Below are 18015 nucleotides of genomic sequence, written 5' to 3'. Positions count from 1 at the left end.
ATGAACGAGACGAACGAACCTCAACCGATGCATCATGTGCCGCGCGCGCGTCACGCGTTCGATGTGGAGATGAAGGACGGCGCGACAATCCATGTCCGCCAGCACGGTATCCCCGGTGCGCCGCGCATTGTGCTCAGTCACGGCAACGGGCTTGCGATCGACGGTTATTTTCCATTCTGGGGACCGTTGCGCGAGCGTTACGAAGTGATCGTCTTCGATTTCCGCAACCACGGGCACAACCCGTTGCACACCGCCGAAGGCCATACGTGGCAAAACTTCGTCGCCGATATGGAGGCGGTCTGGCATGCGATTAATCGCGAGCTTGGCCGAAAGCCTGCCGCCGGGCTGTTTCATTCGCTGTCGGGCGTCACGGCTGCGATGCATGCACTCAAGTATGGACGGCGATTCGACGCGCTGGTGCTGTTCGATCCGCCGGTTTATCCGCGCGAAGGGCATCCCGTGCAGGGCCTCCAGCAATCCGACAAAGAATCGCTCGCCTCGCGCGCGGCGCGGCGTCCCGAGCGCTACAAGGATCCGATGGAACTGGCGAGGCAGTTCGGCAGGCGCTTCAAAAGATGGGTGCCGGAAGCTTACGAACTGATGGCGCGGGCGACGCTGCGGCACGATCGCACCAGCGGCGATTGGATTCTTGCCTGCCCGCGCGAATACGAGGCGCAGGTTTTTTCCAGTGCTGCGAATCCGGATCTGTGGCCGCAGATGGCGCATTGCCCGGTGCCCGTAAAACTCGTGTGCGGAGATCCGACGCTGGAAGAAGTGACGGCGCCGGCGCTGATCGGACGCGCGATGGCCGAGGAGCTGGGGCTGCCCTACGAAGCGATCGCGGGGACCTCGCATTTTCTTCAAATCGAGCGTCCCGCCGAGTGCATCCGCGCCGTGGAATCGTTTCTTGCGCCGCTCGGACTCGCCGCGCCGGTTACCCTTTGATAGATTTGTAAAACGCGGTATCCGAGATGGCGCTGCTGAAAATTCGCAAATTTCCCGACGACTCGCTCAAGCAGCCTGCCGCCCCGGTCAAGAATATCAACGGCAACGTCGAAGGGCTGATCGACAGCATGGTGCAGACGATGTACGCCGCGCCGGGCGTGGGTCTTGCCGCGCCGCAGGTCGGAGAATCGAAGCGGATAATCGTGCTCGACACCGACCATGCACAGCCCGGCAGGCATCTGCTGAAACTCATCAACCCCAGGGTCGTCGAAGCCGAGGGCAAGATCGTTTGGGAGGAGGGATGCCTTTCGGTGATCGATTACACTGCCGACGTGGAACGCGCGGCGCGCGTGCTGGTGCGTGCGTGGACGCCCGACGAGAAGGAGATCGAGATCGAAGCCGATGAGTTGCTCGCGGTGGCGTTGCAGCACGAGATCGATCATCTCGACGGCAAACTCTTCATCGACCGCATCAGCCGAATCAAGCGCGAACTCTACAAGCGCAAACTGAAGAAGTTAATCAAGGAGGGCAAGGCCGAAAGCGTGCGCCCCTCCACGGTGCGGATCTAAAATCGCCGAGTCACTAAAGATCGTTTTCATGGGCACGCCGGCCTTGGCGGCCCGCATCCTGGAACGGCTCGTGACGGTTCCCAGAGCCAACTTCCGCGTGGTTGGAGTTGTCACGCGTCCCGACCAGCCGCGCGGGCGCGGGCTCGGCACAGAGCCGAGCGCGGTCGGCGCGCTCGCGGCGCGCCGTGGAATTCCGGCGCTAAAGCCCGTCAAAATTCGGACGCCGGAATTTTTAAGCGAGCTGAAAGCATTCGCGCCCGATCTCCTGGTGGTGGCGGCTTACGGACGGTTTTTGCCATCTTCGATTCTCGACGTTCCGCGGATCGCGCCGATGAACGTGCACGCATCGCTCCTGCCGCGTCATCGCGGCGCCGCCCCGGTCGAAGGCGCGATCCTGGCGGGCGACGCCGAAACGGGAGTAACGATTATGCGGATCGTCGAGCGGATGGACGCCGGCCCGGTCTATTTGCAGCGCAGGATTTCGATCGAATCAAGCGACACGCAAGGGACGTTGAAGGAAAAGCTCGCGGAGCTTGGCGCGGACGCAATGCTCGAGGCGATCGATCTGGCTGCGCGCGGCGCACTGGTCGAAACACCGCAGGACGAAGCGATCGCTACTTACACGGCACAGGTCGAAAAGAAGGATGCGGTGATAGATTGGACTGCGAGTGCCGTGCAGATCGAGCGGATGACGCGCGCGTACGATCCGTGGCCGGTGGCGCGGACGCGTCTGGGCGGCGACGAAGTCCTCATCTGGACTGCCGCGCTCGAGGATTCGGGCTCAAGCGATGAACCTCCCGGCACGATCGTGAGTGTGAAGCCGAATCCCGTGGTCCAGTGCGGAACCGGACGACTCAGGCTGATCGAGCTGCAAGCGGCAGGGCGAAAGAGAATTTCCGCGGCTGATTTCCTTCGCGGCAAACGCGTGGAAGCCGGCGCGCGATTCGGCGCATGAGCGAAGAACAGGCCAAAGTGAAGCCGGCCGCACGATCGGGCTCGCGGACGGACGAAGGGCTCGCGTCGCGATTGGCGGCGGCTGAGATTCTGTACCGCGTCGATCAGGAGTCCGGTTATGCCGACGTTCTGCTGGGCGGGCGGCTGCCCGATTTTGCGCCGGCCGATCGCCGGCTGATCACGCGGCTGGTGCTCGGGACGCTTGCGTGGAGGGGACGCCTCGATTACGAGCTGGCGCATCTGACGGGACGCAAGCTCGAAGGGATTCAGCCCGCGGCGCTGGCGATCATGCGGATGGGGCTTTTTCAGCTTCGATTTCTTGACCGGATTCCGGCTCATGCGGTGGTGGATACTGCGGTCAGCATTGCCAAACGAATTCCCGAGGCGCGCAAGGCGTCGGGCTTCGTCAATGCGGTAATGCGCCGCGCGACGCGTGAGACGGCGCCGATGCCGTCGCGGGAGCAAAACGAAAAAAGTTATCTTGCCGTCGAGTATTCGCATCCACGCTGGATGGTCGAGCGATTCGTCGATTGGTTCGGTGTCGGGAATGCCGAGCGCCTGATGACGGCGAACAACGACGCCGCGCCCAACGTGATCAGGCTCAATCTCGCGCGCGGATCCCGCGCGGAGATAATCGAGAAACTGAGCGCGGACAGCTTCGGGATCGGCGCACCCGGCCGCGCGCCCGAGACGATCGTGCTGAACAGCGCGCCGCACTTCGAGTCGCGCTGGTATCGCGAGGGGTTGTTCCACGCGCAATCCGAGGCGTCGCAGATGGTCGCGCGAATGCTGGCGCCGCGTGCGGGCGCGACGGTCGTGGATTGTGCGGCGGCGCCGGGCGGCAAGGCGACCCATCTGGCGGAGATGGTGGGCGAACGCGGCCGAGTGATTGCGGTGGACCTCAATCTGGGCGGACTCAAGAACGCGCGCGGCCTGGCGCGCCGACTGCGGCATCGTAATGTCGAGTTTGTTTGCGCTGACCTGACCGCTGCGGTACCGCTTGCGCCCTCGAGCTTCGAATCGGTGCTCCTCGATGCGCCGTGCACGGGAATCGGGACCTTGCGGGAGCATCCGGAGATCAAGTGGCGGCTCAAGCCGGGCGATCCGGCGCGAATGGCTGCAATACAATCGCGAATGCTCGAGAATGCGGCGGCGCTCGTGCGTCGCGGCGGCGCGATCGTGTATTCGGTTTGCAGCATCGCGCCCGAAGAGGGCGAAGGCGTGGTCGATGGATTTCTCTCGCGCCACGGCGATTTCGAAATCGATCGCGGCGTAGCGGCTGGTGGCATGCTGAAAGACGTGATCGATGCGCGAGGATTCATGAAAACGCGGCCGGACGTCGGCGGGCTGGACGGTTTTTTCGCCGCGCGGCTGGTTCGCAAATAGTTCGTACAGGGCGAAAATCGAGTAGGCGCTATCCAGCTCGACGACGATGCGGTAGTAAACTGAGGCGAGTCTTCACACATGGATCCCGCCGACAAAATAGCGCCGTCGATTCTGTCCGCTGACTTTGCGCGGCTCGGCGAAGAGATTCATGCGGTCGAAAAGGCGGGCGCCGACATGATTCATTTCGACGTGATGGACGGGCACTTCGTGCCCAACATCTCGATTGGAATTCCGGTGCTGGAGTCGGTGCGCAGGATGACGAAACTGCCGCTCGATGCGCATCTGATGATTTCAGAGCCGGCGCGATACGTCGAAGCGTTCGTTAAGGCGGGCGCCAATTTAATTTCGGTGCATTGCGAGGTTTGCCCCGACATCCCGGCGATGGCGCAGCGAATCCGCGGCCTCGGCGCGCGCGCGTCGATCGCAATCAATCCCGAGACCGACGCCGGCCGGGTGATGCCCTTCGCCGACCATCTCGACATGATCCTAGTGATGAGCGTGCATCCGGGATTCGGCGGGCAGGAGTTGATCCCGGCCGCGCTGGACAAGTTGCGCTACATCCGGCGCGAGTTGAAGCGGCGCGGACTCAGCATCGACGTAGAGATCGATGGCGGAGTGAAGCTCGATAACATCGCGGACGTGAAGGCGGCGGGCGCCAACGTGTTCGTGTCGGGATCGGGAATATTCGGCAAGCCCGACTATCGCAAGATTATGGGCGAGATGCGCGATCTGATTGGGCGCACGCGCCCGACGATCTGAGCCGGTACCCCGCGATTTCGGCGGACTCGCGCGGTATCGCCTCGGATGCTATAAAACTCGTCTGTATTCTCCCGATTAACGCTCAACCGGAGACGGGGTGTAGCTCAGCCTGGCCAGAGCACTGCGTTCGGGACGCAGGAGTCGCTGGTTCAAATCCAGTCACCCCGATTCTTTTAAGTGATGTTGCTCCACTAGTCGGCGCTGTCCAAGCACAATGCTTCCGCCCTTCCTCCACAAGTTTTCTGCGTTCGCAGTAGGGCAAGGCAACATCCATTGGGGCGCTACATTGTGGAGGAAATTCACTGAAAAAAAATGATTGAAGCACTCCTGATAGTTGGTGCGTATATCGTGGGCTCGATTCCGACCGGCGTGATCGTGGGCCGGATGCGCGGCTTCGATCCGCGCGCGGTCGGCTCGGGCAATATCGGGACGGCGAACGTGGCGCGGGCAGGCGGTGCGAGCGCAGCTGCGATAACGTTCGCCGGCGACGTGCTGAAAGGAGCGATTCCGGTGATAGTGGCGCAGGCGGCGGGGTTTCCAATCGCGATTGTCGCGTGGACAGGTCTGGCGGCGTATATCGGCTCGATTTGCTCGGTGTTTCTCCGCTTTCGCGGCGGCAAGGGCGGCGCGGCGGCGCTGGGAATCTGGCTCGCGATCTCGCCGATGGTGATTCTGGTCGCACTTGCGGTGTTCGGCGTGGTGTTTGCGGTAAGCCGAATCATGTCGCTGGCGACTATGGGCGCGGCGATCGCGGCGCCGCCGACGGTCGCAGCCCTGGGCTTGCCGCATCACTACCTGCTGCTCGCGATCCTCATGACGGCGCTGATCCTGTTTCGCCATCGCGAGAATATCCAGCGCTTATCGCGCGGCGAGGAACCCAGGTTCCAGCCCAAGCGCAGCGACAGCGCCGCTTCCAGCTAGTGCCTGTGGATTAATCGGACGCCTGCCAGCTAAGCATTGTGGAGGTTCCAGGAAGGCCACACCGAGCGGTATCTATGATGCGGTAACGCGCATCAGCGGAAAATGCCGGTTGGCATCGCGCTTGCGTTGACGATTGCGCTGGATGTTGCCGCAATCCCGCCGGATGGACTAGGTATTTGGCTGAGCCGTCCCGACGCGCACGCGAAACGGGGGGTCTTGAACCCTCGGCATCCTTGGAGAATGGTTAATAGAGGATGCGGTGTCGGCCGGCATATGTCCCGCGCGGCCAGTCTGAGAAGAGACCGAGAGGAGACTTATGAAGAAGGTTGAGGCGATCATCAAACCGTTCAAGCTCGACGAGGTCAAAGAGGCGTTGTCGAGTATCGGTGTGCAGGGTCTCACGGTCAGCGAGGTCAAGGGATTCGGCCGTCAGAAGGGGCATACCGAGCTGTACCGTGGTGCGGAGTACGTCGTGGACTTTCTGCCCAAGGTAAAGCTCGAGATAATTGTTTCGGACGAGCTGGCGGCGCAGGTCGTCGAGACCATCGAGCGCGCGGCGCGAACCGGCAGAATCGGCGACGGGAAAATCTTCGTGATGCCGATGGAAGAGGTGGTGCGCATCCGCACCGGCGAGCGCGGTGTAAACGCACTGTAGCGCTGCTGGCGCGTCAGTGCACGTTGTCGCTTGGAACGAAGCCCCGCGTGCCTTTGAACGCGCCGTCGAGCACTTCGATCTGCGAGCCTTTGTCGTCGCTGTTGATGATCCGCACCGGAGTGTTGTTGTCAACCTGCTTGGCGGCGAGTCCTTCGCCGACACCTCCGATCACGCCGCCGACCGGGCCTTGTCTCTTCAAGTCGTTCAGTTTCGTGAACGTGTCCTCGTCGGGGTAGACGGCGACGGTGCTTTCGCCGTTGTGCGCGACCAGCTTATGACCGCATCCCGCAATCGCAATCGAAGCTGCAATCGCAAATGCGCAGATGACGAGCCTCGAAATTCGCATCGAAAAAGTCCTCCTCGACCGCAAAGTGCGACCGCGCCGGCCGCCTCATCCCATGGTCAGGACTTGTAGCACGAGCTTCGGGAAAGCGGCCATATGCCGCACGCGCGAGGTTGCAAAAACGCCGCTGACGCCTTTGGCGGCGGGCGCAAATCGCCGTAATATCCCGCAAATCATAAAAATTGCGGGGGATTCGGGGCCATGATAGGCTTCACGATTCGCTCGGCGGGCAAGCGCGCCCGGAGCAAATCGTAATGCGAATCGGCCTGATCTCCGACACTCATATCCCCGAAGCCTGCGAGCATCTCCGACAGAGGGTTTCGAGGTCTTCGCGGGGGTCGGCCTCGTAATGCATGCGGGCGACGTGTACGTGAACCGCGTGCTCGAGATGGTCGGAGCGATTTAGGAGGAATTTTTTGTTGTCCGCGGAAAACGCAGTGCCCGCCGCCAAACGCGCGGTCACGATGGAAAAACTGGTCAACCTGTGCAAGCGCCGTGGAATTGTTTTTCCAACGAGCGACATCTACGGGGGACTCGGATCCACCTTTGACTACGGCCCGCTGGGCGTCGAGCTCAAGCGCAACGTCAAGGAGGCGTGGTGGCGCGAGATGGTGCAGTACCGCAGCGACGTGCTCGGGCTGGACTCGGCGATTTTTCAGCATCCGCGCACCTGGGAGGCGTCGGGTCATCTCAAGAATTTCACCGACCCGCTGGTCGATTGCAAAAACTGCAAGCAGCGTTTCCGCGCCGATCGCATCAAGGGCGGCGTCTGCCCCGAATGCGGCGGCGAACTGACGCCGGCGCGCAACTTCAACCTGATGTTCAAGACGTTCATGGGTCCGGTCGAAGACACCGCGGCGGTTGTCTATCTGCGCCCGGAAACCGCGCAGGGAATTTTCTCGAACTTCGAGAACGTCGTCGATACGCAGCGCGTGAAGCTGCCGTTCGGCGTCGCGCAGCAGGGCAAGTCGTTCCGCAACGAAATCACCACCGAGAATTTCATTTTCCGCACCCGCGAGTTCGAGCAGATGGAGATGGAGTTTTTCGTTCGTCCCGATCGCGCGGAAGAAGAGAAGTGGTATCGCTACTGGGTCGATTTCAGATTCAACTGGCACGTCAAATTCGGAATCAAGCGCGAGCATCTGCGCGCCCGCGAACACGCGACCGATGAATTGTCGCATTATTCGAGCGGCACTACCGACATCGAGTTCCTGTATCCGTTCGGATGGGGCGAGTTGGAGGGCGTGGCCAAGCGCGGCAGCTACGACCTCGATCAGCACGCGAAGTTCAGCGGCAAGGAGCTGACTTATTTCGACGAGGACACCAAGACGCGCTTTCGGCCGTGGGTGATCGAGCCCGCGCTGGGGGTCGATCGCGCGATGCTCGCGTTCATGCTCGACGCATACGACGAGGACGTGGTCGATAACGAGGAGCGAATCGTGCTGCGGCTCGATCCCCGCCTCGCGCCAATCAAGGTTGCCGTCTATCCGCTGCTGCGCAAGGCGGGACAGCCCGAGAAAGCGATCGCGATCCGCGACGCGCTGAAGCGTCATTTCACAGTTGCTTACGATCAAGCGGGTTCGATCGGCCGGCGCTATCGGCGCCAGGACGAAGTCGGCACGCCCTACGGCGTGACGATCGATCATCAGACGATGGAAGACGACACGGTGACAGTTCGCGATCGCGACTCGATGACGCAGGATCGGGTGCCGATAGCGAGGCTGGTCGAAGAGATCGGCGATCGAATAGGCTGGACGCGCCCGGCGGCTGCGGAGCCGGCATAACTTTACAAAATTTTTCCGCATGATGCGGAGACGGGAGAGACAATTTCACATGGGTCGGATTCATCCTGAGATCTACTTTTTCGGTGCGGGCGTGTCGGAAGGACGCTCCGCGATGCGCAATCTGCTGGGCGGCAAGGGCGCGAACCTGGCCGAGATGGCGCGGCTCAAGCTGCCGGTGCCGCCCGGCTTCACGATCTCGACGCAGGTCTGCAACTATTTTTACGATCACGGCCACAAGTATCCCAAGGGGCTCACCGAAGGCGTGGCGAAAGGCGTGGCGCGAATCGAGAAGGCGCTCGGGCGCACGTTCGGCGACGCGAAGAATCCGTTGCTGGTGTCGGTGCGGTCGGGCGCGCGCGTTTCGATGCCGGGCATGATGGACACGGTGCTGAATCTCGGTCTTACCGACGAGACGATGAAGGGGCTGGCGGAAATCAGCGGCAACCCGCGCTTCGCGTGGGACTCGTACCGGCGCTTTTGCCAGATGTTCGGCGACGTGGTGCTCAAGCTGAAGCCGGAGAACAAGAACGATCCCGATCCGTTCGAGGAAATTATCGATCGCAAAAAGGCGGCGCGCGGCGTCAAGAGCGACACCGACCTGAAGGTCGATGACTTGCAGGAACTGGTCGGCGAGTTCCGGGCGCTGATTCGTTCGCGGGTTGGCCGCGACATCCCGCAGGATCCGCGCGAACAACTGTGGATGGCGGTGGGCGCGGTGTTCGGCTCGTGGAACAACGATCGCGCGATCACGTACCGGCGAATCAACAATATCCCGGGCGATTGGGGCACAGCGGTCACGGTGCAGTCGATGGTGTTCGGCAACCTGGGCGACGATTGCGCCACCGGGGTCGCATTCACGCGCGATCCCGGCACCGGTGAGAAAGGAATCTACGGCGAGTATCTGCCCAACGCGCAGGGCGAGGACGTCGTCGCCGGCATCCGCACCCCAAAGCAGATAAGCCTGAAGGCGGGGCGCCAATGGGCCGCGCGCGCGGGAATCAGCGAGGCCGAGCGTGCGGCGCAATATTCGACGCTCGAGGAAAGCTTTGCGGACGTTTACAAGCAATTCCTCAAGATCTCGGCGCAGCTCGAAAAGCATTTTCGCGATACGCAGGACATGGAATTCACGATCGAGCGCAATCGGCTGTTCATGCTCCAGACCCGTACCGGCAAGCGAACGGCGCAAGCCGCAGTGCGAATCGCGGTGGATATGGCCGACGAGAAGCTGATCGATCGCATGACGGCGTTGAAGCGCGTCGAGCCCGAACAGCTCGAGCAGTTTCTGCATCCGCGGCTGGACCCGTCGAGCAAAAAACACGTGATCGCGCGCGGACTGCCGGCGTCGCCGGGTGCGGTCAACGGCGAAGTGGTGTTCTCGGCCGATGAAGCAGTCGCCGTGGCGGCGTCGGGCCGCAAAGTAATCCTGGTGCGGCTGGAGACCTCGCCCGAAGACATCCACGGGATGCAGGTCGCCGAAGGAATTCTCACCGCACGCGGCGGGATGACCAGTCACGCGGCCGTGGTCGCACGCGGGATGGGCAAGTCGTGCGTGGCGGGAGTCTCGGCGCTGGAAATCGACTACGGCGCCGGCACGCTATCGGCCAACGGCACGGTAGTCCGCCGCGGCGAGTACATCACGCTCGATGGATCGACGGGCGAAGTGATCGAGGGCCGCGTGCCGACGGTGGATCCCGAGATGCCGTCGTTCTTCAAGAAATTTCTGTCGTGGGCGGACGCGGAACGCAAATTGGGAGTGCGCGCCAACGCCGACACTCCCAACGACGCCAGGATCGCGCGCGAATTCGGCGCCGAAGGAATCGGGCTGTGCCGCACCGAACACATGTTTTTCAATCCCGAGCGAATCTCGGCCGTGCGCGAAATGATCATGGCGGAGAACGCGGAGCAGCGCGGGCGCGCGCTTGAAAAGATCCTGCCGATGCAGCGCGCGGACTTCATCGGAATCCTGAGAGCGATGGCGGGTTTGCCGGTTACGATCCGTTTGCTGGATCCGCCGCTGCATGAATTTCTCCCGCATGAGGACAGCGAGATGCGCGACCTGGCCGCCAAAATCGGCACCACGCTGGAGCATCTGAAGCAGGTGCGCGACAGGCTGTTCGAGGTCAATCCGATGCTGGGGCTTCGCGGCTCGCGGCTGGGAATCTGCTTTCCCGAGATTTACCACGCACAGGCGCGCGCGATAATCGAGGCGGCGTGCGAGCTGCGCAAGCAAGGGGTCAAGGCGATGCCCGAAATCATGCTGCCGCTGATCGGCGAGCGCAGGGAATTCGACATCCTGGCGGCGCAGATTCGCGAAGTGGCGGCCGCGGTGTTCAAGGAACGCGGCATCAAGGTGCCATTCACGATCGGCACGATGATCGAGGTGCCGCGCGCGTGCGTGGTTGCGGATCAGATCGGCGCGGTGGCGGAATTCTTTTCATTCGGGACCAACGATCTGACGCAGATGACGTATGGAATCTCGCGCGATGACTCGGGAGTATTCCTCCCCGACTACATTCGCGCCGGAGTTTACAAGAAGGACCCGTTCGCGGAGCTCGATCCGGCCGGAGTCGGCGAGTTGATGCGAATCGCGATCGAGCGCGGGCGCAAGGCGAACCGGAAATTGAAGATCGGGATTTGCGGCGAGCATGGCGGCGATCCCGCCAGCGTCAAGCTCTGCCATCGCCTCGGGCTGGATTACGTGTCGTGCTCGCCGTATCGGATTCCGGTCGCGCGGCTGGCGGCGGCGCAGGCGGCGATAGAGGCCTCGCAGAAGAAGGCTGCCTTCAAGGACGTGTAGTGCGTCCAGCCGGCGGTTGAAAAAGCCACCACGGGCAGCGGGCGAAGCCTGAATCGCCGCGGTTGAATCCGAAAAAGCCCGGCGGATGGAGTGTCATAGGGCTACATGAAGCGATTGCTCGCCGCATGTTTCGGGCTGCTCATGCTTGCGAGGTGCGGATCCGAACCGGGCCGGTTGCCGGTCTATCACGATGAGCCGCGAGTCCGGGGATCGGTTTGCCGCGTTGAACATGTGGCTGCCTATCCAGCCGTCGCGCTTCGGCTTTTTCTCTGGTTCGCTGGAGTGCGCGAAGCCGTGCCGGTCTCGCATGGGATAGATCTCTATCGCATTAGTTACTGGTCGATGGTCGATGGCAGGTCGATGCTTTTGTCCGGCCTGATGGTCCTGCCCGAAAGCGGTCCCTTGCGCGGGACGGTTCTCTACATGCACGGCACCAATGTGGATCGCCGGAGGTCGGTGTCGAATCCGAGCTTTGAAGAGGGCGTGCTCGTGTCTGGCGTGTTTGCCGGCGGCGGATACCTGCATCTCGCACCGGACCTGCTGGGTCTGGGGATCTCGAAGGGGGTGCAGCCCTACTTTTACAATCCAGGGACAATCGATCAGACGCTTGATTTCCTGCGTGCGGCACAGACCGTGTCCAAAGATCTGGGCCGACGGTGGAATGCTGACATCTATATCACCGGCTTTTCGCAGGGAGGGCACGCGAGCGCAGTTATTCAGCATGCGCTGGAGGGATTGGGCAACCCATCCTGGCATGTGATAGCGGGAGCGGGCATCGCCGGTCCCTATGATGTCGCTGACATCGCATTACCGCTGGCCATGACAGGGGCTGCCAGCGGGGACTCACTCTATCTGACCAATCTCGCGTTGTGCTACTCGACATACTATCGCCAGCCGCTCGAAAGCGTGTTGAAGCCGGAGCGCGCAGCGAAAGCGGGGATCCTGCTCGACGGCGATCACGCCGACGACCTTGCCAAGAGCCTGCCGACAAATCCGCGCGAGCTGTTCACGCCGGAATTTCTCACCGCCTTCGACCGCAAGCAGCCGCACTGGTTCCTGAATGCAGCCCGGGAGAACGAGGCCTATGCCTGGGCCCCGAAGGCGCCGTTTCGCGCCTATTACGGCGACAAGGATGTGGATGTTGCGCCAGAGAATGCAAAGTTCTTTGTGCGAGAGGCGCTGAGCCGCGGCGGCCATGTCGAAGCCGTATCTGTGGGCCCGGAAGATCACAATGGGACGGCTTATCACTCCATACCGAGGATCCGCCGCTGGTTTGACGATCTGAGCGCACCGTCAAACGCGTCGCACTGAACCGGTCGGGTTCCTGCGAAATGCCGTGACGCCATCGACCCTTGTCCTCCGGCCGGCGTATTACTTTTCGAGCGCCTGATAGTCCGGGAAGCTAGGCGAAGTAATCTTCGGCGCGGATGGCGGGGATATCGAGCTGGTAAACGCGATTGTTGCGCAGGACCTTGAGATTGATGTTCTCGCCGGGCCGATGGTTGCGGAGCGCCTCGTAGAGAACCCGCCTGCTGTCCACGTCGGCGTCATCGATCGAAATAACCAGGTCGCCCTGTTGCAGGCCGGCTTTCTGACCCGGACCGCCGGGCATCACGCCCGCGATCACAACGTGGTCGCGCAGCGTGTATGAGAGCACGCCGAGCCAGGCGCGCGGTGCGGCGGTGATGCGCCCGCCATGCTTGATCAACTCATCGCGGACGGCGAGGAAACTTTCGCCCGGCACGCCAAGAATCGCGCGGCTCAGGTCGGCGAAGTTCAAATATGAAACGGCAATCACTTGCGCCTGAAGATTGCAGATCGGTCCGCCGCTCATCCCGATGTTCAGCGACGAGGCGGTGACGCAGACGCACTTGTCGAGCATGAATTCCCAGACCGCGTCGAAGGGACCGAGATACGTGATGATGCCGCAGTCAGCGCATCGCTTCTCGCCGCCGAGACTCGCGACGGTGAACGCCTCCTGCCCGACGACGCATTTTTCCGACGACACGACTTCCACGCAGGGGATTTTGCCGCAATCGATCTTCAGCAGGCCGATTCCGGTGCTGTAATCCTTGCCTACGATCTTTGCCTCGAGTTGCTCGCCCCCGGGCATCGTGACGATCACGTTTTGCGCGCCGAGCAACAGGTAGTGAACCGTGAGGATCAGTCCGTCGGGGCTGACGACGGTGCCGGTGCCGCGGCGATCGGTGCCCAGGCCAATCGCGGTCGAGACATGCGTCGATGGAATATGCGAGTGAACGCCAACGGTGGCGCGGAGAACTTTTTCGAGCAGAAATACAGGCGCGTTCACGTGGATGTCCCGCGAATTAGGCTAGGACCGCGGACCTGCCGTTTCAAGCGCGATCGTTGAGGGTGTGTGCCGAAAAAAAAGAGGCGGCCCGTGACGAGACCGCCTCAGATGAGAAAGTCGAATGGTTTTACTTCGCGCTCTTCACCGGCGCATCGGGCATCGCGGTCTCATTGGCGCGAATCGAAAGCGTCTGCAGCGCCTCGCCGAGATCGAGCTCGCTGTACTTCTGATTCGAATACAAGTCGTCGAGCCGCTTGACCGCCTGATTCGCAGTCACCTGGCCCATCGAGAGCTGTCCCGAGAGCTGATGGATAATGCGGCGGGCGCCCTTCCAATGAAACAGATCGGCGGCGGAATTGAGGACGTCGAGTTTGCCGACGCTCACCCGCATCGCATCGGAATAGCCATTGACGTAACCGTCCTTGGCGGCGCCATTGAGGCGGTTCCAGAAATTGCCATTGTGGCTCACGTTGGACGAAGCGAAAGCAACAGCCCAGCTGGCAACAAAGCCTAGCATCACGCCGGCGGCGAATTTCTTCATTTCGCGATGGTTCTCCTAGAATCCGATGGCAAAGCGTTTAGCAAAAGTACGTCGCAATGGCAAAGTTGGTTACATCCCAAATTGGGGTAACGTTGGAGGGCATTGTTAAATAAAGCGCGTAACCTGCCGAGGCCCCGCTTATCCGGCCCTTTGACCGCCACCGAGGCATCCCCGCCACCCACAACCAGCCGGAGTGTAGAACATTTTGAGAGCCGCGTAAATACGGGTATTTTTCAGTCCAAAGGGGGCAGCGCCAAGATAGCAGGATTGAATGGGCGCGCGCGGTGGCGCCATTATCATGCGCCGTCGGCCCGTGGCGCGAATCCGATGTCCATCTACGAGCAGGTTCTCACGTTTATCCACAGGCCCGAGCCTGAATCGTTCCAGCGGCTTGCGCTGGACGTTTTTCGCCATCAATTCAAGGCGGTTGGCGCATATCGGCGCTACTGCGAGGGGCGCGGCGTCGATCCTGACGCGGTGCGGATCGTGGACGACGTCCCGGCGGTCAGCAATCTCGCATTCAAGTACGCCGACCTTGCGATCGACGGAGCCGCGCGATCGGCAGAAGCAGCCATTTATCTCACCAGCGGGACCACGCAGGGGCGGGAACGCCGCGGACGCCATATCGTTGCGCGGCCCGAAATTTATCGCGCGTCGGCGATCGCTCATCTGCGCACGATGCTGTTCCCCGACGCTCGGCGAGTCGCGATTCTCGCGATGCATCCGACCGCGGACGCGACGGCGGAATCGTCGCTGGCGGCGATGATCAGCTGGTGTATCGAAGAATTCGGGACGCGCACGCATCTGGCGGTCGCATCGCGCGACCGTATCGATGTTGAAGCGGCGACCGGGTTTCTTGCCGACGCCGAGGCGCGGCGCGAACCGGTCTGCATCCTGGGCACCACGGCGGCATTCGCGGCGCTGTTTTCCGAGCTTCGCAGCAGCGGCGTGAAGCTTCGGCTCGCTCCGGGTTCGCGAATGATGGACACCGGCGGGGCGAAAGGGCAGGCCGTACCGATGCAGGCCCCGGAGGTGATCGGGCGGGCCGGCGAATTGCTCGCGATCGCGCCCGCGATGGTTGTCAACGAGTATGGGATGACGGAATTGTGCTCGCAGCTTTACGACGCGACGGCATTCAATTGCCCCGGCGTGTCGAATACGCAAGAGCGGTTCAAAATTCCGCCACCATGGCTGCGCGTGACGGCGCGGGATCCGGTCACGTTGAGGCCGATGCCGGACGGGGAGATCGGACTGCTGACGTTCTTCGATCTGGCCAACGTCGGCTCGGTGTCCGCCGTCATGACGGAAGACCTGGGGTGGGTCGAGCGTGGCCGGGTTCGCGTGCTTGGCAGAGCGAACGGGGGAGAAGCTCGCGGCTGCGCGCTGGCGATTGGGCAATTCTCCGCGACTGAAGCGGCGCGCAGGACGGGAGTGACCCCAGAGCGCGTGGAGGCTCCGCGATGAGCGTGAGTACGGCGTCGAGCGAAGCGCAAGTGCGCATGCGAGATGGCGGCACGGCCGGACTCGATTCATCACGGCTAGTCGAATCGGATATAGCATCGGCAGCCGCGCGCGTGCGCGGAGCAGAAGACATCAACCCCGGCGCGGATCGAATGGCCAAGGCACTGGCGCGCGCGTTCGAACTCTGGCGCGATCGGGATTACGCGCGCCGACGCGAAACGATCGCCGCAATCGCGCGCTCGGCGGGGTATTCCGTCGCGATCCTCGAAAACTCGATCGACGCGCTGCTGAAACCATTCACAAGCGACGCGTTGAAGTCGATCGCCGCGCGGGTTTCGTCGAGCGGCGGGATCGACAGGCCAAAGACGGCCGGATTCATCGCCGCAGGCAACGTTGCCGGCGCCGGGATGCATGAGATCGCGATCGCGCTGGTGGCAGGCGCAGGGGTGGTGATCAAAACCGCCTCGGCCGAGCCGATATTTTTCGCGGAGTTTGCGCGTACGCTGGCCGAGATCGATCGTGACGCCGGCGCGCGCATCGAGGTCCTCCACTGGAGCCGCGCGCGCGCCGATCTGACCGCGGCGTTGATTGCGAATTGCGAGCGGGTGGTGGCGTACGGCGACGACCTGACGATCGAGTCGCTTCACAACCGACCCAATGTGATCGGATTCGGCAGCCGGGTCAGCGCCGCGGTAGTCGCGCCGAGTGCTACCGATCCGTCGCGCATCGACAGGGTCGCGGAGCTGCTCGCGCGCGATGTCGCATTGTTCGAGCAGCTGGGCTGCCTGTCGCTCCATCACGTGTTCGTGGTGAGTCCTGCCGGCGGCGTAGCGCGAGACCTGGCGATCCGAATGTCAGCGGCGCTCGAACGTATCGGGGAATCGATGCCGCCGGCAAAAATCCCATTGCGCGACGCCGCCGAAATACGCGGAGTGCGGGAGCGCGCGCGCTGGCGGCGGATTGCGGGCGAGCCGGTCGAGCTGTTTGAGGGTCGCGGACTTGAATGGACGGTGGTTTTCGAGCCGAGGCCAAGCTTGTTCGCGCCGAGGGCGGTCCTGGAGGATTCATTCAAAATTTCGCCGGGGTTCAGGACGGTGCACGTGACCGGAGTGCGAGATCTCGGGGAATTTCGCGATTGCATCGCGGATGTATCGGGACGGATCGAAGCGATGGCGGTCGCTGGCGATGAATCGGAAGCCGCCGACATAGGTGCAACCGTCGCAGCGATCGGGATACCGTACGTGTGCGCACCCGGTGAGATGCAATCGCCGCCGCTTGATTGGCGCCACGGTGGAGGCGGGTTCATCGATATGATGGTTGGAGCGCGATGAGTGAGCTCGGCGATTTCTTCCGCCAGAATCTGGCGCAGACTTCCGACGCACCGATCGGGCTGGAGATATCGCGCGCCGAGGGTTCGTGGCTGGTCGCGTCGGACGGGCGGCGCTATCTCGATTTCATCGCGGGGATCGGCGTCTGTGCCCTCGGGCATGGACATCCCGAGGTGCTCGCCGCGATCGGGGAGCAGGCGCGGCGCCATCTGCACGTCATGGTGTACGGCGAGTACGTAATCGAGAGCCAGGTTATGCTGGCGCGAAGGCTCACCGAGCTTCTCCCGCGACCGCTCGAGCGCGTGTATTTCACCAACAGCGGGGCAGAAGCGATCGAATGTGCGCTGAAGGTGGCGCGCAAGTTCACCGGCCGGGCGGGATTCGTGGCGTTCGACGGGGCGTATCACGGTGACACGATGGGCGCGCTTGCGCTGGCGGGAAATCGCGCGATGCGCGAGTCGTTCGGCGCGCTACCCGGGCCGGTGCGGCATCTGCCGTTCGGCGACGAGGGGGCGCTTGCGAAAATCGATTCGACGATCGCGGCGGTGGTCATCGAGCCGGTGCAGGCTGAGGGCGGCGTGCGCATACCGGAGGCCGGATTCATTCGCGCGCTGCGTGAACGATGCGATCGCGCGGGTGCGATGCTCATCTTCGACGAGGTGCTGACGGGCTTTGGCCGCACCGGCAAGCTGTTCGCGCTCGAGCATTTTGGCGTCGTGCCCGACATGGTCGTAATGGCCAAGGCGCTCGGCGGCGGTCTGCCGCTGGGCGCATTGTGCGGCCGCGACGAGCTTCTTGGCACGCTTTCGCACGATCCGCCGCTGGGACATATCACGACCTTCGGCGGCCATCCGCTTTCGTGCGCGGCCGGACTGGCTGCCCTGAACGTGATCGTGCGCGAGCGTCTGTTCGAGCGCGCCGCGACGATTGGCAAGGAGATCGTGCGGCGGCTGCTGGGGATGCGCGCGCCGGAAATCGCGGCAGTGCGCGGGCTCGGGATGCTGGTGGGTATCGAGTTTCGCGATGCGGCGCTGGCGCGGCGCTTTGTGGCGGCGACTTTAGCGCGCGGGGTGGTTTTGAACTGGACGCTCAACGCGGACAACGTTGTCCGGCTTGCGCCGGTGCTGACGATCATGCAGGACGAGGTCGATTATGCGTTGAGCGCGATAAAAAAGGCGCTTGATGCAACCCGGCGCTGAAGTCAGGCTATTGGTAATCATGAAAGCAGTTACACGCTGCGGAAAAAATGCCGGGGGAGCCT

At 62.5% G+C, this 18015-nt stretch carries 16 protein-coding genes and 1 tRNA gene; 14 read left to right on the top strand and 3 right to left on the bottom strand.

Annotation, left to right across the window (positions count from 1 at the left end):
- The 8 genes from ABR989_RS05140 to ABR989_RS05105 all read left to right on the top strand — a co-directional run bounded on the left by ABR989_RS05140 (position 1) and on the right by ABR989_RS05105 (position 6189).
- Positions 1 to 945 carry an alpha/beta fold hydrolase gene (locus ABR989_RS05140; RefSeq protein WP_428126179.1) on the top strand — a complete coding sequence of 315 codons (945 nt, stop codon included), beginning with the start codon at positions 1 to 3 and terminating at the stop codon, positions 943 to 945.
- A gap of 26 nt (positions 946 to 971) precedes the next feature.
- Positions 972 to 1514 carry a peptide deformylase gene (gene def, locus ABR989_RS05135; protein WP_428126177.1) on the top strand — a complete coding sequence of 181 codons (543 nt, stop codon included), beginning with the start codon at positions 972 to 974 and terminating at the stop codon, positions 1512 to 1514.
- Between the two features lies 1 nt (position 1515).
- Entirely contained in the window at positions 1516 to 2469 is a 954-nt protein-coding gene (fmt, locus tag ABR989_RS05130) for a methionyl-tRNA formyltransferase (RefSeq protein WP_428126409.1), read from the top strand.
- Positions 2466 to 3854: a 16S rRNA (cytosine(967)-C(5))-methyltransferase RsmB gene (rsmB, locus tag ABR989_RS05125; RefSeq protein ID WP_428126176.1), complete on the top strand. Its 1389-nt coding sequence runs from the start codon at positions 2466 to 2468 to the stop codon at positions 3852 to 3854. The genes fmt and rsmB overlap by 4 nt, the downstream gene beginning before the upstream one ends.
- A 78-nt stretch (positions 3855 to 3932) precedes the next feature.
- A complete protein-coding gene (rpe, locus tag ABR989_RS05120; protein ID WP_428126174.1) occupies positions 3933 to 4613 on the top strand; it encodes a ribulose-phosphate 3-epimerase in 681 nt (226 codons plus the stop codon).
- A gap of 93 nt (positions 4614 to 4706) precedes the next feature.
- Positions 4707 to 4781, top strand: a tRNA-Pro gene (locus ABR989_RS05115).
- Positions 4782 to 4925: 144 nt separating this feature from the next.
- Positions 4926 to 5534 carry a glycerol-3-phosphate 1-O-acyltransferase PlsY gene (gene plsY / locus ABR989_RS05110; RefSeq protein WP_428126171.1) on the top strand — a complete coding sequence of 203 codons (609 nt, stop codon included), beginning with the start codon at positions 4926 to 4928 and terminating at the stop codon, positions 5532 to 5534.
- A 316-nt stretch (positions 5535 to 5850) separates the two neighbouring features.
- A complete protein-coding gene (locus ABR989_RS05105) occupies positions 5851 to 6189 on the top strand; it encodes a P-II family nitrogen regulator (protein ID WP_324095547.1) in 339 nt (112 codons plus the stop codon).
- A 13-nt stretch (positions 6190 to 6202) separates the two neighbouring features.
- Here the strand turns inward: ABR989_RS05105 and ABR989_RS05100 are convergent, their stop codons facing one another.
- Positions 6203 to 6535 (bottom strand): hypothetical protein, encoded by a 333-nt coding sequence (locus ABR989_RS05100; protein ID WP_428126168.1) that lies wholly within the window; start codon positions 6533 to 6535, stop codon positions 6203 to 6205.
- A 461-nt stretch (positions 6536 to 6996) separates the two neighbouring features.
- On the opposite strand from ABR989_RS05100, the gene ABR989_RS05095 reads away from it, so the two are divergent.
- The 3 genes from ABR989_RS05095 (at position 6997) to ABR989_RS05085 (ending at position 12424) form a co-directional block, all read left to right on the top strand.
- A complete protein-coding gene (locus ABR989_RS05095; RefSeq protein ID WP_428126407.1) occupies positions 6997 to 8316 on the top strand; it encodes a glycine--tRNA ligase in 1320 nt (439 codons plus the stop codon).
- A gap of 49 nt (positions 8317 to 8365) precedes the next feature.
- A complete protein-coding gene (gene ppdK, locus ABR989_RS05090; protein WP_428126167.1) occupies positions 8366 to 11113 on the top strand; it encodes a pyruvate, phosphate dikinase in 2748 nt (915 codons plus the stop codon).
- Between the two features lie 105 nt (positions 11114 to 11218).
- On the top strand, positions 11219 to 12424 hold the full coding sequence (locus tag ABR989_RS05085) for an alpha/beta fold hydrolase (protein WP_428126165.1): 1206 nt from the start codon (positions 11219 to 11221) through the stop codon (positions 12422 to 12424).
- Positions 12425 to 12515: 91 nt separating this feature from the next.
- On the opposite strand, the gene ABR989_RS05080 is transcribed toward ABR989_RS05085, so the two are convergent.
- Together ABR989_RS05080 and ABR989_RS05075 are read right to left on the bottom strand one after the other, a co-directional pair.
- Entirely contained in the window at positions 12516 to 13424 is a 909-nt protein-coding gene (locus tag ABR989_RS05080; RefSeq protein ID WP_428126163.1) for a S1C family serine protease, read from the bottom strand.
- A 127-nt stretch (positions 13425 to 13551) separates the two neighbouring features.
- Positions 13552 to 13965, bottom strand: a complete 414-nt coding sequence (locus ABR989_RS05075) for a hypothetical protein (protein WP_428126161.1) — start codon at positions 13963 to 13965, stop codon at positions 13552 to 13554.
- A 327-nt stretch (positions 13966 to 14292) separates the two neighbouring features.
- Here ABR989_RS05075 and ABR989_RS05070 point away from each other — a divergent pair, with 327 nt between their 5' ends.
- From ABR989_RS05070 to ABR989_RS05060, 3 genes are read left to right on the top strand one after another with little or no spacing between them, the layout of a single operon-like run.
- Positions 14293 to 15429, top strand: coding sequence for a LuxE/PaaK family acyltransferase (locus ABR989_RS05070; protein WP_428126158.1), 1137 nt, complete (start codon positions 14293 to 14295; stop codon positions 15427 to 15429).
- Complete coding sequence (locus ABR989_RS05065) at positions 15426 to 16757, top strand: acyl-CoA reductase (protein ID WP_428126156.1); 1332 nt, start codon at positions 15426 to 15428, stop codon at positions 16755 to 16757. Before ABR989_RS05070 ends, ABR989_RS05065 begins: the two co-directional genes overlap by 4 nt.
- Positions 16754 to 17953 carry an aspartate aminotransferase family protein gene (locus ABR989_RS05060; RefSeq protein WP_428126154.1) on the top strand — a complete coding sequence of 400 codons (1200 nt, stop codon included), beginning with the start codon at positions 16754 to 16756 and terminating at the stop codon, positions 17951 to 17953. Before ABR989_RS05065 ends, ABR989_RS05060 begins: the two co-directional genes overlap by 4 nt.
- The last annotated feature ends 62 nt before the right edge of the window (positions 17954 to 18015 follow it).

The sequence above is a fragment of the Binatus soli (SeqCode) genome (genome assembly GCF_050015535.1).
Taxonomy (GTDB): domain Bacteria; phylum Desulfobacterota; class Binatia; order Binatales; family Binataceae; genus Binatus; species Binatus soli.
The sequence above is the reverse complement of the archived record's forward strand: the minus strand, read 5'-3'. Positions and strand labels throughout refer to the sequence as shown.

Bases quoted from the DNA above. Each gene is read 5' to 3' on its own strand.
- ABR989_RS05140 (WP_428126179.1), top strand. From the start codon at position 1: ATGAACGAGACGAACGAACCTCAACCGATGCATCATGTGCCGCGCGCG.
- def (WP_428126177.1), top strand. From the start codon at position 972: ATGGCGCTGCTGAAAATTCGCAAATTTCCCGACGACTCGCTCAAGCAG.
- rsmB (WP_428126176.1), top strand. From the start codon at position 2,466: ATGAGCGAAGAACAGGCCAAAGTGAAGCCGGCCGCACGATCGGGCTCG.
- rpe (WP_428126174.1), top strand. From the start codon at position 3,933: ATGGATCCCGCCGACAAAATAGCGCCGTCGATTCTGTCCGCTGACTTT.
- plsY (WP_428126171.1), top strand. From the start codon at position 4,926: ATGATTGAAGCACTCCTGATAGTTGGTGCGTATATCGTGGGCTCGATT.
- ABR989_RS05105 (WP_324095547.1), top strand. From the start codon at position 5,851: ATGAAGAAGGTTGAGGCGATCATCAAACCGTTCAAGCTCGACGAGGTC.
- ABR989_RS05100 (WP_428126168.1), bottom strand. From the start codon at position 6,535: ATGCGAATTTCGAGGCTCGTCATCTGCGCATTTGCGATTGCAGCTTCG.
- ABR989_RS05095 (WP_428126407.1), top strand. From the start codon at position 6,997: ATGGAAAAACTGGTCAACCTGTGCAAGCGCCGTGGAATTGTTTTTCCA.
- ppdK (WP_428126167.1), top strand. From the start codon at position 8,366: ATGGGTCGGATTCATCCTGAGATCTACTTTTTCGGTGCGGGCGTGTCG.
- ABR989_RS05085 (WP_428126165.1), top strand. From the start codon at position 11,219: ATGAAGCGATTGCTCGCCGCATGTTTCGGGCTGCTCATGCTTGCGAGG.
- ABR989_RS05075 (WP_428126161.1), bottom strand. From the start codon at position 13,965: ATGAAGAAATTCGCCGCCGGCGTGATGCTAGGCTTTGTTGCCAGCTGG.
- ABR989_RS05070 (WP_428126158.1), top strand. From the start codon at position 14,293: ATGTCCATCTACGAGCAGGTTCTCACGTTTATCCACAGGCCCGAGCCT.
- ABR989_RS05065 (WP_428126156.1), top strand. From the start codon at position 15,426: ATGAGCGTGAGTACGGCGTCGAGCGAAGCGCAAGTGCGCATGCGAGAT.
- ABR989_RS05060 (WP_428126154.1), top strand. From the start codon at position 16,754: ATGAGTGAGCTCGGCGATTTCTTCCGCCAGAATCTGGCGCAGACTTCC.